Below are 12,927 nucleotides of genomic sequence, written 5' to 3' on the forward strand. Positions count from 1 at the left end.
ACCGTGACCGTGCCCGTGACCGTGCCCGTGCCCGTGACCGTGCCCGTGCCCGCTCCGGCGACGAGAGGGGGCGGGGGCTCGGCCTCGGCCGTGGCGCGCGGCCCGGTGAGCCTGGCACTCCAGACGACGAGCGCGATCCGGCGCGCCACATGCCGACACTGCTGATCCCCCGGTCGGCCACCGCGCCGGAGCCGGAGCCGGAGTCGGAGCCGCCCGGAGCCGGGTGAGCCAGCCGGTTGACCGCGTCGATCGACCGGTGGCCCATCGTCACCGCGAAGGTGCCGATGGCGGCGGCCTCGACGACCGACGCCGGTGACGATGACGGCGCCCAAGAGGATCGAGACGGCCTTCGAGACCCCGACGAGCGAGCGGAGAACGGCCGACAGGCCAGGCTGGAACCGGTGCCCCTGCGGATGACCCGCAGCAGGCGCTGCCCCTGATCGCTGTCGATCTCGCGGAGCCGTACTGGCTCTGCCACCCGCACAGTCTCTCGGGAAGAGGAGACGTCCGGGTTCAGAACGGGTGAGGTGCCTGCAGGTGTGGAGTCAGGCCAACACCTCCCGAAGCCAGGACCTTTCCGCGCGGCGGGTGGCTCGGGCGATAGTGAGCATGCCGCGCCGGTAGAGGTCGTCGGTGTCGTCGGCACCCAGTGGGCGGTCACCGTCGTGGAAGAAGCTCGCGGGCTGTTCCAGGAAGTCCAGCCACCGACGCAGTACTGCGTGCTGGTCGGTGATGTCGGGCAGGTGGGAGAGGAAGGCCAGGACCGTGAAGTACCGGGTGCTGTCGGTGATGTCCAGGCCGTTGGCGTCCCGCAGTCGGCGCAGCAGTTCGCAGCGGCCGGTGTCGGTCAGGCTCAGGGTGTGCCGCTGAGCGGCCGAGTTCGGGGGCGCGTCGGGCAGACGGTGCCGTACTCGTTCGGCCTACTCTTCGGCGCCTGTCAGAGGCAGTCCCCCTAAGGTCGAACCGAAGGTCTCGGGGAACGTAAGGAGGCCTAAGTGAAGCGCCGTACTGCCGTGCCTTGCATAGCCCTGGCTTTCGCTTTCATCGCTCCGCTCTCCGAGGTGGCGCACGCTCAAGTGGATCTCGACTGCCGTGACTTTCAGTTCCAGGAAGATGCTCAGGCCCACTTCAACACGGACCTCAGTGACCCGAATCGGCTCGACGAGGACCAAGGTCCGGACGACGGCATCGCCTGCGAGGCGCTGCCCAGAAGAGGTAGCACCGCCGTCACCCCCACGCCTGTCAGCCCGACCGTCACCCCCACGCCTGTCAGCCCGACCGTCACCCCCACGCCTGTCAGCCCGACCGCGATGCCTTCCCGCGGCGTCCAGGGCGGAGTGGGTGGCGCAGCAGGCCCCAGCGATTTCGATACTGGCGCGGGCATCTTCCTCGTGACCGGCGCGACCGCCGGCATCGTTTACACCGTCCTGCGGCGTCGGCGCCGCGCTTAGGGCTTGTGCGGGTGAGCGACTGCGGCTGATGCCGCGGGAGAGACCGACTGGGACATTGCGGTGGACCCTCGCCACCGTCCGCCCGCATCAGCACGCGGCTGGCGCCCGCACTGCTCCGCCGCCTGCACGCACCTCAAGGAGGGCGGAAATCCCAGAACATCGGGGCGAGACCGCCTGGCAGAGCCTGGTCGCCCGGATGGTGGAGGCGGTACGGGAGGTGAGGGCCCGGGGCGCTCACGTGGCGGGTTCACCTGCAAGCTCCACCAGAGCGTGCGCTACACCATGACTTCCGCGCTGGTCGACGAGCTTGCCGAGGCCGACGCCGCCCGGCTGAGGAGAACCGAGATGGGAAAGATCGTCATCAGCGAGAACGTCTCGCTCGATGGAGTTATCCAGGACCCGACCGGAGAGGAGGGCTTCAGACTCGGCGGCTGGTTCGGCCAGATTGAGGACCAGGACCGCGAAGCGTGGGCCCAGGTCGAGTTCGCCGAGGCGCTTGGCGCCGAAGCCCTGCTGCTGGGGCGACGGAGCTACGAGTGGTTCGCCGCGCGGTGGCCATCACGCAGCGGTGAGTGGGCGGACCGGCTGAACAGCCTGCCGAAGTACGTCGTGTCCTCGACCCTCGAAGACCTCGATTGGAACAACTCGACGGTCCTGAAGGGCGACGTCGTGAACGAGATCTCGAAGCTGAAGCAAGAGGTGAACGGGGAGATCGTCGTCTACGCCAGCGGACGGCTCGTGCACTCGCTGCTGGAGCACGACCTCCCTCGTCGACGAGCTTCGGCTGATGATCTTCCCGTGCGTGCTCGGGGCAGGCGAGCGCCTCTTCAGCGAGGTCAGCGACAAGAAGCCGATGCGCCTGGTCGACACCCAGACTGTCGGTGACGGCCTCGCCCTTCTCACCTACCAGCCCGCCCGGGGCGCCTAGCATCCATCGGGCCCTGGCCTCGGTCCATCTGCCGCGGACACTCCCACCCGCCCTCCGCACTGGGCGCAGCACGTCGTACTGTCCAAGTACACGCCGCCCAAGCCGCTGGTCTGGACCGACGAGCGCGTGGCCCGCTGGCGTGAGACCGGCGAGAAGCCGGGCCCCGTGATGGTCCGGACACCGGAACAGACCGGCGAGTTCCTCGACGGCGTCGCGGACCACCGCCTCTACCCGATGTTCCACCTCATCGTCTTCCGAGCCCCCGGACGAGGTGAATCAGCAGGCCATCCCTGGGCGGAGACCGACCTCCAGACCGGTGTCGTCCACATCAGCGAACAACTCGTCGCCTCCTCGTATGACGTGTGGGAAGACACCCCAAGAGCGACAGCGGCGCACGCACTTTCCTACTCGATGCACAGACCCGGGAACTCCTCTTGTTCTGGCGGCGCAGGCAGCAGGCGGAGAAGGCGGAGAAGGCGGAGAAGGCGGAGAAGGCGGAGAAGGCGGAGAAGGCGGAGAAGGCGGAGAAGGCGAAGAAGGCGGAGTGGCAGCAGAGGCACGAGGAGTGGAAGGCGGCGCAGACCCCCAGGTGAAGACGCGGCCGGATTCGACGTACGGGTGGTCGTACCGCTTCCGCTTCTCCTTGGCCTCAGCAGCGGATGCGCCGATCGCGGTCGTCCCGCGGAAGGGGCAGCAGTCGGCTGCTGGTGAAGGCGCGGCATAGGGCCCTGTCGCCCCGGGAGTTGATGCCGTGACAGGCAGGTCACGCAGAGTTGTGTCCCCGCACTGTTCCCGCACATGAAATAGCCCTCCCGGAGTGTTCTCCGAGAGGGCTTCTCACCTTGTTTTGCCTGGTCAGGCATGGTGCCCCCGGCAGGATTCGAACCTGCGACACCCGCTTTAGGAGAGCGGTGCTCTATCCCCTGAGCTACGAAGGCAGGGCCGCCACCCGACTGAAGGTGGCGCAACGGCGCCAGTGTAGCGGGTGAGCCCCGCCGGCGGCTGAGGACGGGGGCGGTACGGGCCGGTTAGGGGCGCGGCGGCCGTTGCCAGGGCGGTCCGAGGTGCCGCGGAGCGCTCGCTGAGCGGAATGCGGACCGGCCGGGGCGCGGTGCGGTCATGGGCCGTGCTGTCCGTCCATTCCCCTCCCGCGGGCGGGGGTTACGGCAGAGGTGACCACGAACGTCGCTGGCGCATCTCCGATCAAGTCTCAACTCGACCGGGCGCCGGACCCAGCCGGACTGGAGTCCCCTTCTGACGCGTCCGAGCGCCGGGCCTGCGCGCAGGTGTGGTGAGAACGGTGAGGCAGCCGACGACCAGGGCGATGCCCGTCCAACCGAGCGCGGGCAGGCGCTCGCCCACGACCAGCACGGCCAGCACGGCCGCGACGGCGGGCTCCAGCAGCGACAGCGTGGTCGCCCTGCTCGCAGGCACGCGTGCCAGACCCCAGCCGAACAGGACATAACCCAGGAACATCGGCACCAGGGCCATGTACGCGCCCACGGCCGCATGGGACCAGGATTCGAGCAGCGGGGCGCCGGTGACCAACAGGACCGGAACCAGCAGCACGCCACCCAGGCCGAAGATCGTCCCCATGGCGGCCCCGGAGGTGACACCGCGACTGATCAGACGGTGGGCGGCCCAGGAGTAGAGGGCGTACGTAAGACCCGCGACGAGCCCGAGACCCACACCGAGCATCGTTGCCCCGGCGGAACGAGCACCGGGACCCGCGTGCCCGCCCGCTGCTTCGGCGGCGCAGAGCAGCACCGTCCCGGACAGGCCCAGCGCGGCGCCGGTCATCCACCTGGGGGTGAGGCGGCGCTTGTCCACGATGCGCTCGATCACCGCGGAGGCGAGCGGGGCCGAGCCGATGGAGACCACGGTTCCGGTCGCGACCCCGGCCAGGTGCATGGAACTGTAGAACGCCAGCGGGTACGCGCCCACCGCGAGCGCACCGAGCAGCACTGCACGGGGCTGCGCGCGCAGGCCCGATGGGTGCCGGGCAATCTGCGGAGCGGCGATCAGGGCCTGGAGCAGACCGCCCAGTCCCATGGCGGCCGCCCCGATGGCGAGCGGCCCCACGTCCGGGGCGAAGGTGGCGGCCGTCCCTGTGGTTGCCCACAGCACCGACGCCATCAGCACGCAGGCAGATCCCATCCGAACCCCGGTGGCCGACTGCGCTGCGCCCCTCGTCACAGCCGGTCCATCAGGTGCGCCGCGATGGTCCGCGCGTTGGCCAGGCGTGTGCCGTTGCCTTCGAGTCCGGCTCGCGCCATCCCGCCCTCCAGCAGGAGCGACAGATGCTCAGCCGCCGCACGGACCTCGTCGGGCCGGTCGGGCATCAGCTCTGTCAGGTGACCGGCGAGCAGGGACTCGACTTCCTCCTTGTGCCGCCGCACAACCGCCCGGCCCTCGTGCCCAGCAGGCAGTTCGGCGGCCGCGTTCAGCAGGCCGCAGCCGCGAAACCCGTGCTCGTACGGCATGGCCGCGTGGTCGGCGTACGCGTCGAAGACCGCCAGCACGCCACCGCGCGGATCCTGCGCGTCCGCGAGCCGCTGTCGGTACAGACCGAGCCATTCCTCGTGCCGCTCGTCGAGATAGGCCCTGACCAGGTCGGCCTTCGAGGAGAAGTTGTTGTACAGGCTCATCTTCGCCACGCCCGCCTCGGCGGTGATGGTGTCGATGCCTGTGGCAGCCACCCCGTCCGCGTAGAAGCGCCGAGCCGCGGCAGCCAGGAGCTTCGCCCGAGCGGCTCCCCGCCGCTTGCGGGGTTGTGCCGCCCCCGCGCCTGTCGTGCTCATCGTGGTCCCTCTGTTCAGGCTCTCTATTTAGGTAGAGCAGTCTACACAGTGAGTACGACAGGCGCGGGGCGGTCAGGTGCGGGTGATGTGGATGTGGTGCGTGCCGTCCTTCTCGACCGGGCCGACCGTGATGCGGAGGTCGTTCTCCTTGTCGGTGAAGGTCTCGCCGGAGGTGAACGGGGCGTCGGAGAGTTCCGCGTGGACGTTGGGGCGGCGGGTGCAGCCGCCGGAGTCGCGGGCGGAGTCGGTGACCGTGATCGGGCCCTGGCCGGTGTCGACGTCCGCGTCGACGCGGTAGATGAGGACGCCGGGCTTGCACACCGCCTCGTCGTTGCCGCCGCGGGTACGAACCTCGATGGCATAGCCGGTGCGGCCGTTGAGGGGGACGAAGGCGAGCTTCGTGCCGCCGCCCTTCGCGGCGAGCGGCTTCAGGGCGAGCTCGGTCGGGCCGTGTGCGGCGGCGCAGCTGACCTGTGCGTCGTCGAGCCAGCCGAGCTTCCACTTGTGCCAGCCGAGGAGGTCGTTGTTGGCGCCCCAGTCCTCGCTCATGATGTCCCAGTGGCCGACGGCCCCGCCGCCGTCCGAGGTGTAGAGGTCGGGCAGGCCGAAGACGTGCCCGTTCTCGTGCGGCAGTACGCGATACCCCGTCTCGTGGTACGAGCCCGAGCCGTCGTCCTGGCGGCTGTAGATGAAGGACGCGTTGGCGACCGGCACGCCGTCCGCGACCGGCGCGTCGTGGTTGCCCGCGAACGTCACCGAGAGGACGGTGTCCAGCGCGGACGGCCCGGCGTTGGGTGTCATCAACACGTTGACCAGGTCGTACTCGCGGAAGTCCACCTCCGCGTCCGCCGTCTCGACGATGTCCTCGACCAGCTGGCGGTAACCGGGGTCGAAGGGGGCGCCGCGTTCTATCCCGTACGAGGCGAACGAGCGCGGCATGCGCAGCCAGTCCTTGATCGGGGCGTGCGGCCGGTAGTCGAGGCGGCCGTACGAGCTGGTGCGGAACCATTCCTGGGTCTGCGGGAAGAATTCGCCGAGGCGGTCGGTGGCCCGGCCCTGGCCGCGGGCGTCGGAGAAGTCGACCATGAGGTTCAGGGCGTGGACGGTGCCCGTCGAGCGGGCGTAGCCCGGCTGCGTGGGGACGCCTTCCGACATCTGGATGCCCATGGTTCCACTGATCATGCAGGGGGCGAGGGCGCCGGCCCGGCCGGGGCTGCCGGGGTCTGCGGCCTGCGGGTCCACGGTGAGGCGCCCGGTGCTGGCCGTCACGGTGACGGCGAGGACGAGGGCCGCGAGTGCGGCGAGTACGGGCCTGCGCCGCGGCCTGGATATCCAGTGTCGGGAGTGTCGGGACAGCTGCATCCGCCCGCCTTCCGGTCCCTGGCAGCCGGCCGGTCCTGGCTGCGCCCTTGTCGCTCACCCTGTGTCGGGGGGTGCGCGGGCGCGCGCTGAGGGCGACCGATCGTGTGCTTTCCCTGGGCGGGTGGCGTCGCGTGAGGTGGGTCACACGCGGGGCGGGAAATAACCGGGGATGCTCTCCCCGTTTACAGAGGTGTTCCGCGAACCGGGGAGAGTTTCCCCGTATCGGCGGTGCATCGACGGTGAATCGGCGCTACATCGGCGCTACATCGGCGCTACATCGGCGGTACACCGGCGGTACATCTGGACAAGACCGTGAGGAGCGCAGCCGTGGATGTCGACACAGATACCGGTGTCGGTACCGAAGCCGAAGCCGAAGCCGAAGCCGAAGCCGACGCAGGCGCAGGCGCAGGCGCAGGCACCGGCACCGACGGAGGCACCGGCACCGAAGCCGACACCGGCACCGGCACCGGCACCGAAGCCTGCACTGCACCGCGGCAGTCGCGTCGGATGCCGCGTCCGCGGGCCGATGCGCTGCGGAACCGCGAGCGGATCGTCGCCGCCGCGCGGGAGATGTTCGTCGAGTTCGGCCCCGAGGTGCCGCTCGACGAGATCGCCCGCCGCGCCCACGTCGGCAATGCCACGGTCTACCGGCACTTCGCCGACCGCTCCGTGCTGATCCGCGAGGTCGTCTGCTCGGTGATGGACCGTACCTCCGAGCGGGCCGAGGAGGCCCTCGCGGAGGAGGCCGACGCGTTCCAGGCGCTGCGCCGTTTCGTGCACGTCGCGGCGGACGAGCGCATCGGCGCGCTGTGCCCGATGCTCTCCGGCACGTTCGACAAGGACCACTCCGATCTGGACGGCTCCAGGCGTCGCCTGGAGCAGCAGGTCGAAGAGGTCATGGAGCGGGCGCGTGCCGCCGGGCAGTTGCGCACCGACATCGCCGTCGGTGATCTGCTCGTCGCGCTCTCCCAGCTCACCAGGCCCCTGCCGGGCAGCGGCTGTACGGACTTCGACCAGTTCGTGCACCGGCATCTGCAGCTGTTCCTCGACGGACTGCAGACCCCGGCCCGTTCCGAACTCCCCGGCAGCGCCGCGACGTTGGAGGACCTCCGACGCTCTGCCTGACCGCTGACCGCTGACCGCTGACCGCTGACCGCTGACCGCTGACCCAGAGCGCGCAAAGCGCGCAGAGCGCGTGCGGCTATCGCTCGCCGAACCCTTTGAGTCCCGAGCGCCGAACCCTTTGAGTCCCGAGGTGGGTACCCCCATGTCTGAAACAGCACCTTCGATATCCGCAAAAAGCGGCATTCCTGATAGTCGCTTCCCTGATAGTCACCTCCCCGATACCGGCCCCGACCCCAGGCGTTGGAGGGCCCTCGTCTTCATCGCGCTCGCCCAGCTGATGGTGGTCCTGGACGCCACCATCGTGAACATTGCGCTGCCCTCCGCCCAGCAGGACCTCGGCATCTCCGACGGCAACCGGCAGTGGGTCATCACGGCCTACGCCCTCGCCTTCGGCGGCCTGCTGCTGTTCGGCGGTCGCGTGGCCGACCTGTGGGGCCGCAAGCGCACCTTCATCACCGGCCTGATCGGCTTCGCCGGGGCGTCCGCGCTCGGTGGCGCCGCGACCGGTGAGGCGATGATGCTGGGCGCTCGTGCCCTGCAGGGCGTGTTCGGCGCACTGCTCGCGCCCGCCGCGCTGTCGCTGCTCGCGGTGATGTTCACCGATGCCAAGGAGCGCGCCAAGGCGTTCGGCATCTACGGCGCGATCGCCGGTGGTGGTGGCGCCGTGGGTCTCATCCTCGGTGGCTTCCTCACGGAGTACCTGGACTGGCGCTGGACGTTCTTCGTCAACATCCCGTTCGCCGTGGTCGCCGCCGTGGGCGCGTACTTCGTGATCCGTGAGCCGGCCGGTTCCCGCAATCGTTCTCCTCTCGACATCCCGGGCGTCGTGCTGTCGACGCTCGGCCTGGTGGCTCTGGTGTACGGCTTCACCCGCGCCGAGTCCGAGGGCTGGTCCGACGCCACGACCATCGGACTGTTCGTCGCATCGGCCGTCCTGCTCGCCTCCTTCCTGCTGGTCGAGTCCCGGGTCAAGGCGCCGCTGCTGCCGCTGCGGGTGCTCACCGACCGGAACCGTGGCGGTGTCTACCTGTCGCTGGGTCTCGCGGTGATCGCGATGTTCGGCCTGTTCCTCTTCCTCACCTACTACCTGCAGGTCGTGAAGGGCTACTCGCCGGTGATGACCGGCTTCGCCTTCCTGCCGATGATCGTCGGCATGATCACGGGCTCCACGCAGATCGGGGCCCGTCTGATGACCCGCGTGCCCCCGCGTCTGCTGATGGGCCCCGGCTTCCTTGCCGCCGCGCTCGGCATGCTGCTCCTGACCCAGCTGGAGATCGGCACCTCGTACGCGGGCCTGATCCTTCCGGCGCAGCTGCTGCTCGGACTGGGTATGGGCACGGCCTTCATGCCGGCCATGTCCCTGGCCACGCACGGGGTCGAGGCCCGCGACGCCGGTGTCGCCTCCGCCATGGTCAACACCTCCCAGCAGGTGGGCGGCGCGATCGGCACCGCACTGCTCAACACCATCGCCGCCTCCGCCACCACGGCCTACCTGACGGCCCACGCGGCGGATGCCACCACTCCGGCCGCGCGGAAGCTGCTGCAGGCGCAGGCCATGGTCGACGGCTACACCAGCGCGATCTGGTGGGCGGTCGGCATCCTCGTGATCTCCGCGGGCATCGCCCTGACCCTCATCACCACCGGCCACCAGGGCGGCACGCCGGTGGCCAAGAGCGACGCCACCGGAGCGGACCGGGAGGCCGAGGTGCGAGTCCCGGTGATCGCTCACTGACCGGCCCGGTCGGCGCGACGGCCCAGGTGGTCACCTGAGCCAGGGCAGATCGGCACCCGCCTCGTTCGGCTGAAGCCCCTCGGCGATGATCCGCATGATCTCGCCGAGGGATTTCTGCTGTTCGGTGCTGAGCCGGTCGAAGATCGCCTGGCGTACGGCGGCCACATGCCCGGGTGCCGACTCCTTCAACACCTTGTATCCGGCGTCCGTCAGGATCGCGTTCTGGCCCCGCTTGTCGGAGGGGCAGTCCTCGCGGCGCACCCAGCCGTGCTGTTCGAGTCGGGCCACGGCGTGCGAGAGCCGGGAGCGGGTGATCTTCGCGTTCCGCGCGAGCTCGGTCATGCGCATCCGGCGGCGCGGTGCCTGGGAGAGCTGGACGAGCAGCCCGTAGTAGACGTGCGGCATCTTGGCGTCGCGCTGCAGTTGTCGGTCGAGGTGGTCCTCAAGGAGCATGGTGGCGTGCAGGTACGCCCGCCAGGTGCGCTGTTCTTCGTCGTTGAGCCAGCGCGTGTCTTCGTCGTGGGTCTTCATACATCCACTCTACGAAGCCCATTCTTGAAACTTCAACAAACACTGCGTACTCTCCAATCAAGAGCTTGAGCATTCAAGATTGCGAAGCCTGCTTGGCTTGCGAGCGTCAGGAGCCGCCATGACCGCCGTCGCACCGGAGCGCATGCCCGCCCTCTATCTGAGCCACGGTGCGCCGCCGCTCGCCGACGACGCCGTGTGGCCCGGACAGCTCGCCGCCTGGTCGGCCGAACTCCCGCGGCCCAAGGCTGTACTGATGGTCTCCGCGCACTGGGAAGAGGCCCCGCTCGCCCTGGCCGCCACCGAGACCGTGCCCCTCGTCTACGACTTCTGGGGCTTCCCCGAGCACTACTACCAGGTCCGGTACGCCGCGCCCGGGGCGCCCGAACTGGCCGATGCCGTACGCAAGTTGCTGCGCACCGCCGGCGCGCCCGTGCAGGACATCGAGGAGCGCGGGCTCGACCATGGCGCCTACGTCCCGCTCGTCGAGATGTATCCCGACGCCGACGTCCCCGTTCTGCAGATCTCTCTGCCCACGCTCGACCCGCAGCGTCTGATGGAGATCGGCCGCAGGCTGGCCCCGCTGCGTGACGCGGGCGTTCTGATCGTCGGCAGCGGATTCTTCACGCATAATCTGGCCGCGCTCCGGCAGGGGGGTGTCCCGACCTGGTCGGCGGAGTTCGACGCGTGGGGGCGCGAGGCGCTGGACGCCCAGGACGTGGACGCTCTTCTCGACTTCGCGCACAAGTCACCCGCGGGGCAGCTCGCGCACCCGCGCACGGAACACTTCGCCCCGCTCTTCGTGGCGATGGGTGCGGCCGACGCGACCGGCGAGCTCGGCCGGCAGCGCTCCGTCATCGATGGCTTCTGGATGGGGCTGGCGAAGCGGTCGGTGCAGTTCGGCTGAGCGAGGCCGGCGGGTTCACGGCCGGTTTCGCGGCTGTGGACGTACGGGGCGCTGTGCGTGGCGCGAGCGGACATGAGGGTGCCTCCTGCTCTGTGGGCGGGTGCGCTTGCCCGGGAAGCAAGCTGCTCTCGCACAGTAGGAAGCTCGCGGCGGCGGACGACAGGCTTCCGGAAATGGTTCACGCGTTCGAGTGAGGGCGAACCGTTTCAGCGCCCCGAACGCTCGTCCGACGTGGCAGGCTCGTCAGCAGTCGGGGCCGAGCCGCTGCTCGTACCAGGCCACGTCCCAGTACCGGCCGAACTTCCGGCCCACTTCCGCGTACGTCCCCACGTGCCGGAAGCCGAAGCGTTCATGGAGGTGGACCGATGGGGCATTCGGCAGGGCGATGCCCGCGTATGCACGGTGGACGTCCTCCGTGGACAGGGCGTCGAAGAGATGCGTATAGAGGAGAGTGCCCACGCCGCGGCCTGCGGCGTCCGGGGTGAGGTAGGCGGAGACCTCCACGGAGGTCTCGTACGCCGGCTTCGGTCGGAAGGCGCTGCTGGTCGCGTACCCCAGAATCGGGGAACCCGGGGCCCGCTGCGCAACCAGGAGGCGGTGACGGCCGTCTTCAGGGTGGGAGCGCAGCCACGGCACGCGCCCCTCGGGGGCGAAGGGCGTCGTGTCGAACGTGACGGCGGTCTCACGGACGTAGTGGTTGTAGATCTCCGTGAGGGGCGCGAGGTCGTCCTCGGTACCTGGTCTGACCTGCACCTCTGTCGACTCCTTCGGCATCTCGCCTCCTGGGTGGCGGCGCAGGATACTGCAAGATCAGGAAAATTGTTGAGCGGCTTGGGAATTCTGTCCGGATTCCAGTCGTTGTTTCCATCGGATGCAGGGCACCTGGAACGTGTGCTCTTCGCCACGGGCCGCCTCGGACCCCGCCCCGGAGCCCCGTCAGAACTGCCGACCCACTCAACGCAAGGGAGCACGCATGGCAACCCGTGCCGTCGCCCGTCGTAAGTCTGCAGCCGGATCGGCCGGCAAGACCGACGCGGCCAGCAGTGTTCGCGCCGTAGGCGGCGAGATCGCCGACCGCGACCTGGTCGGCATGTATCTCGACGAGATCGCGCGCACGCCGCTGCTGGACGCCGCTCGCGAGGTCGAGCTGTCGCAGGTGATCGAGGCAGGGGTCTACGCCCAGAAGATCCTCGACGGAGAGGTCGAGGAGGCGAGCAAGGCCGCTGACGGCGCCAGCCGCGAAGAGCTCGAAGCGCTCGTCGCCGACAGTGAGCGCGCCAAGGACATCTTCATCCGCTCCAACCTCCGCCTGGTCGTCGCGGTGGCCCGCCGCTACCCGCGCAGCGGCCTGCCCCTGCTCGACCTGATCCAGGAGGGCAACGCCGGACTGGTCCGTGCCGTCGAGAAGTTCGACTACCGCAAGGGCTTCAAGTTCTCGACGTACGCGACCTGGTGGATCCGCCAGGCCATCACCCGCTCCATAGCCGACCAGTCCCGCACGATCCGCCTCCCCGTCCACCTGGTCGAGGAGCTCGGCCGGATCCGCCGGGTGCAGCGCGAGTTCAACCGTGAGAACGGCAGGGACCCCGAGCACGCCGAGATCGCCGCCGAACTGGGCTCCACGCCGGAGCGGGTCTCCGACGTGCTGGACTGGGCCCGTGACCCGGTTTCGCTCAACATGTCGGTGGATGACGACGGCGACACCCAGTTCGGTGACCTCCTGGAGGACACCTCGGCCGTCTCGCCCGAGCAGTCCGTCCTGACCCTGCTGCGCAGCGAGGAACTGGACGACCTCATAGGCCGGCTCGACCAGCGGACGGCGTCCATCATCAAGATGCGGTACGGCATAGTCGACGGCCGGGAGCGGACCCTCACCGAGGTCGGCAAGGAGCACGGCCTTACGCGTGAGCGGATCCGCCAGATCGAGAAGCACGCACTCCTCGAACTGAAGCGGCTCGCCAGGGACACGGGGTTCGACGCGGCGGCATGAGACAGGCGGGGCAGGCCCTTGGGTAAACGGGGGCCCTGGGGTAAACGGCTTCCGCCCCTCCCGCCCCTCTCACCCCGCTCCCCTCAAGGCCGAGCCCCGGCGC

General features: G+C 69.4%; 12 protein-coding genes, 1 tRNA gene and 2 pseudogenes. 8 read left to right on the forward strand and 7 right to left on the reverse strand.

Going from position 1 to position 12,927, the window contains the following annotated elements:
- Positions 1–545: 545 nt before the first annotated feature.
- Positions 546–887 (reverse strand): annotated as a pseudogene (locus tag QIS99_RS10065) (PadR family transcriptional regulator); the annotation flags it as partial.
- Between the two features lie 108 nt (positions 888–995).
- Between QIS99_RS10065 and QIS99_RS10070 the strand changes: the two are divergent.
- The 4 genes and pseudogenes from QIS99_RS10070 (at position 996) to QIS99_RS10080 (ending at position 2,972) form a co-directional block, all read left to right on the forward strand.
- Positions 996–1,451 (forward strand): excalibur calcium-binding protein, encoded by a 456-nt coding sequence (locus tag QIS99_RS10070; protein ID WP_282512554.1) that lies wholly within the window; start codon positions 996–998, stop codon positions 1,449–1,451.
- A gap of 345 nt (positions 1,452–1,796) precedes the next feature.
- A pseudogene (locus tag QIS99_RS32315) lies at positions 1,797–2,150 on the forward strand (dihydrofolate reductase family protein); the annotation flags it as partial.
- A gap of 88 nt (positions 2,151–2,238) precedes the next feature.
- A complete protein-coding gene (locus tag QIS99_RS32320; protein ID WP_408909518.1) occupies positions 2,239–2,379 on the forward strand; it encodes a hypothetical protein in 141 nt (46 codons plus the stop codon).
- Between the two features lie 434 nt (positions 2,380–2,813).
- Complete coding sequence (locus tag QIS99_RS10080) at positions 2,814–2,972, forward strand: hypothetical protein (protein ID WP_282512558.1); 159 nt, start codon at positions 2,814–2,816, stop codon at positions 2,970–2,972.
- A 269-nt stretch (positions 2,973–3,241) separates the two neighbouring features.
- Here the strand turns inward: QIS99_RS10080 and QIS99_RS10085 are convergent.
- From QIS99_RS10085 to QIS99_RS10100, 4 genes are all read right to left on the reverse strand, one after another.
- Positions 3,242–3,317: transfer RNA gene (locus QIS99_RS10085), tRNA-Arg, on the reverse strand.
- 265 nt (positions 3,318–3,582) lie between these two features.
- Positions 3,583–4,536 (reverse strand): DMT family transporter, encoded by a 954-nt coding sequence (locus tag QIS99_RS10090; RefSeq protein WP_282512560.1) that lies wholly within the window; start codon positions 4,534–4,536, stop codon positions 3,583–3,585.
- Positions 4,537–4,571: 35 nt separating this feature from the next.
- Entirely contained in the window at positions 4,572–5,180 is a 609-nt protein-coding gene (locus QIS99_RS10095) for a TetR/AcrR family transcriptional regulator (protein WP_282512562.1), read from the reverse strand.
- A 72-nt stretch (positions 5,181–5,252) separates the two neighbouring features.
- Positions 5,253–6,542 (reverse strand): M6 family metalloprotease domain-containing protein, encoded by a 1,290-nt coding sequence (locus QIS99_RS10100; RefSeq protein ID WP_408909519.1) that lies wholly within the window; start codon positions 6,540–6,542, stop codon positions 5,253–5,255.
- A 507-nt stretch (positions 6,543–7,049) separates the two neighbouring features.
- Here QIS99_RS10100 and QIS99_RS10105 point away from each other — a divergent pair.
- On the forward strand, positions 7,050–7,667 hold the full coding sequence (locus tag QIS99_RS10105) for a TetR/AcrR family transcriptional regulator (protein ID WP_282512772.1): 618 nt from the start codon (positions 7,050–7,052) through the stop codon (positions 7,665–7,667).
- A gap of 142 nt (positions 7,668–7,809) precedes the next feature.
- Positions 7,810–9,399, forward strand: a complete 1,590-nt coding sequence (locus QIS99_RS10110; protein ID WP_282512564.1) for an MFS transporter — start codon at positions 7,810–7,812, stop codon at positions 9,397–9,399.
- 30 nt (positions 9,400–9,429) lie between these two features.
- Here QIS99_RS10110 and QIS99_RS10115 read toward each other — a convergent pair whose 3' ends face one another.
- Positions 9,430–9,930, reverse strand: a complete 501-nt coding sequence (locus tag QIS99_RS10115; protein ID WP_282512566.1) for a MarR family winged helix-turn-helix transcriptional regulator — start codon at positions 9,928–9,930, stop codon at positions 9,430–9,432.
- Positions 9,931–10,048: 118 nt separating this feature from the next.
- Between QIS99_RS10115 and QIS99_RS10120 the strand changes: the two genes are divergently transcribed.
- A complete protein-coding gene (locus QIS99_RS10120; protein ID WP_282512568.1) occupies positions 10,049–10,834 on the forward strand; it encodes a dioxygenase family protein in 786 nt (261 codons plus the stop codon).
- A 243-nt stretch (positions 10,835–11,077) separates the two neighbouring features.
- On the opposite strand, the gene QIS99_RS10125 is transcribed toward QIS99_RS10120, so the two are convergent.
- Positions 11,078–11,608 carry a GNAT family N-acetyltransferase gene (locus QIS99_RS10125; protein WP_282512570.1) on the reverse strand — a complete coding sequence of 177 codons (531 nt, stop codon included), beginning with the start codon at positions 11,606–11,608 and terminating at the stop codon, positions 11,078–11,080.
- Positions 11,609–11,807: 199 nt separating this feature from the next.
- Between QIS99_RS10125 and QIS99_RS10130 the strand changes: the two genes are divergently transcribed.
- Positions 11,808–12,824, forward strand: a complete 1,017-nt coding sequence (locus tag QIS99_RS10130; protein WP_282512572.1) for a sigma-70 family RNA polymerase sigma factor — start codon at positions 11,808–11,810, stop codon at positions 12,822–12,824.
- Positions 12,825–12,927: the final 103 nt, after the last annotated feature.

The sequence above is a fragment of the Streptomyces solicavernae genome, assembly GCF_029968095.1.
GTDB classification, from domain to species: Bacteria; Actinomycetota; Actinomycetes; order Streptomycetales; family Streptomycetaceae; genus Streptomyces; species Streptomyces solicavernae.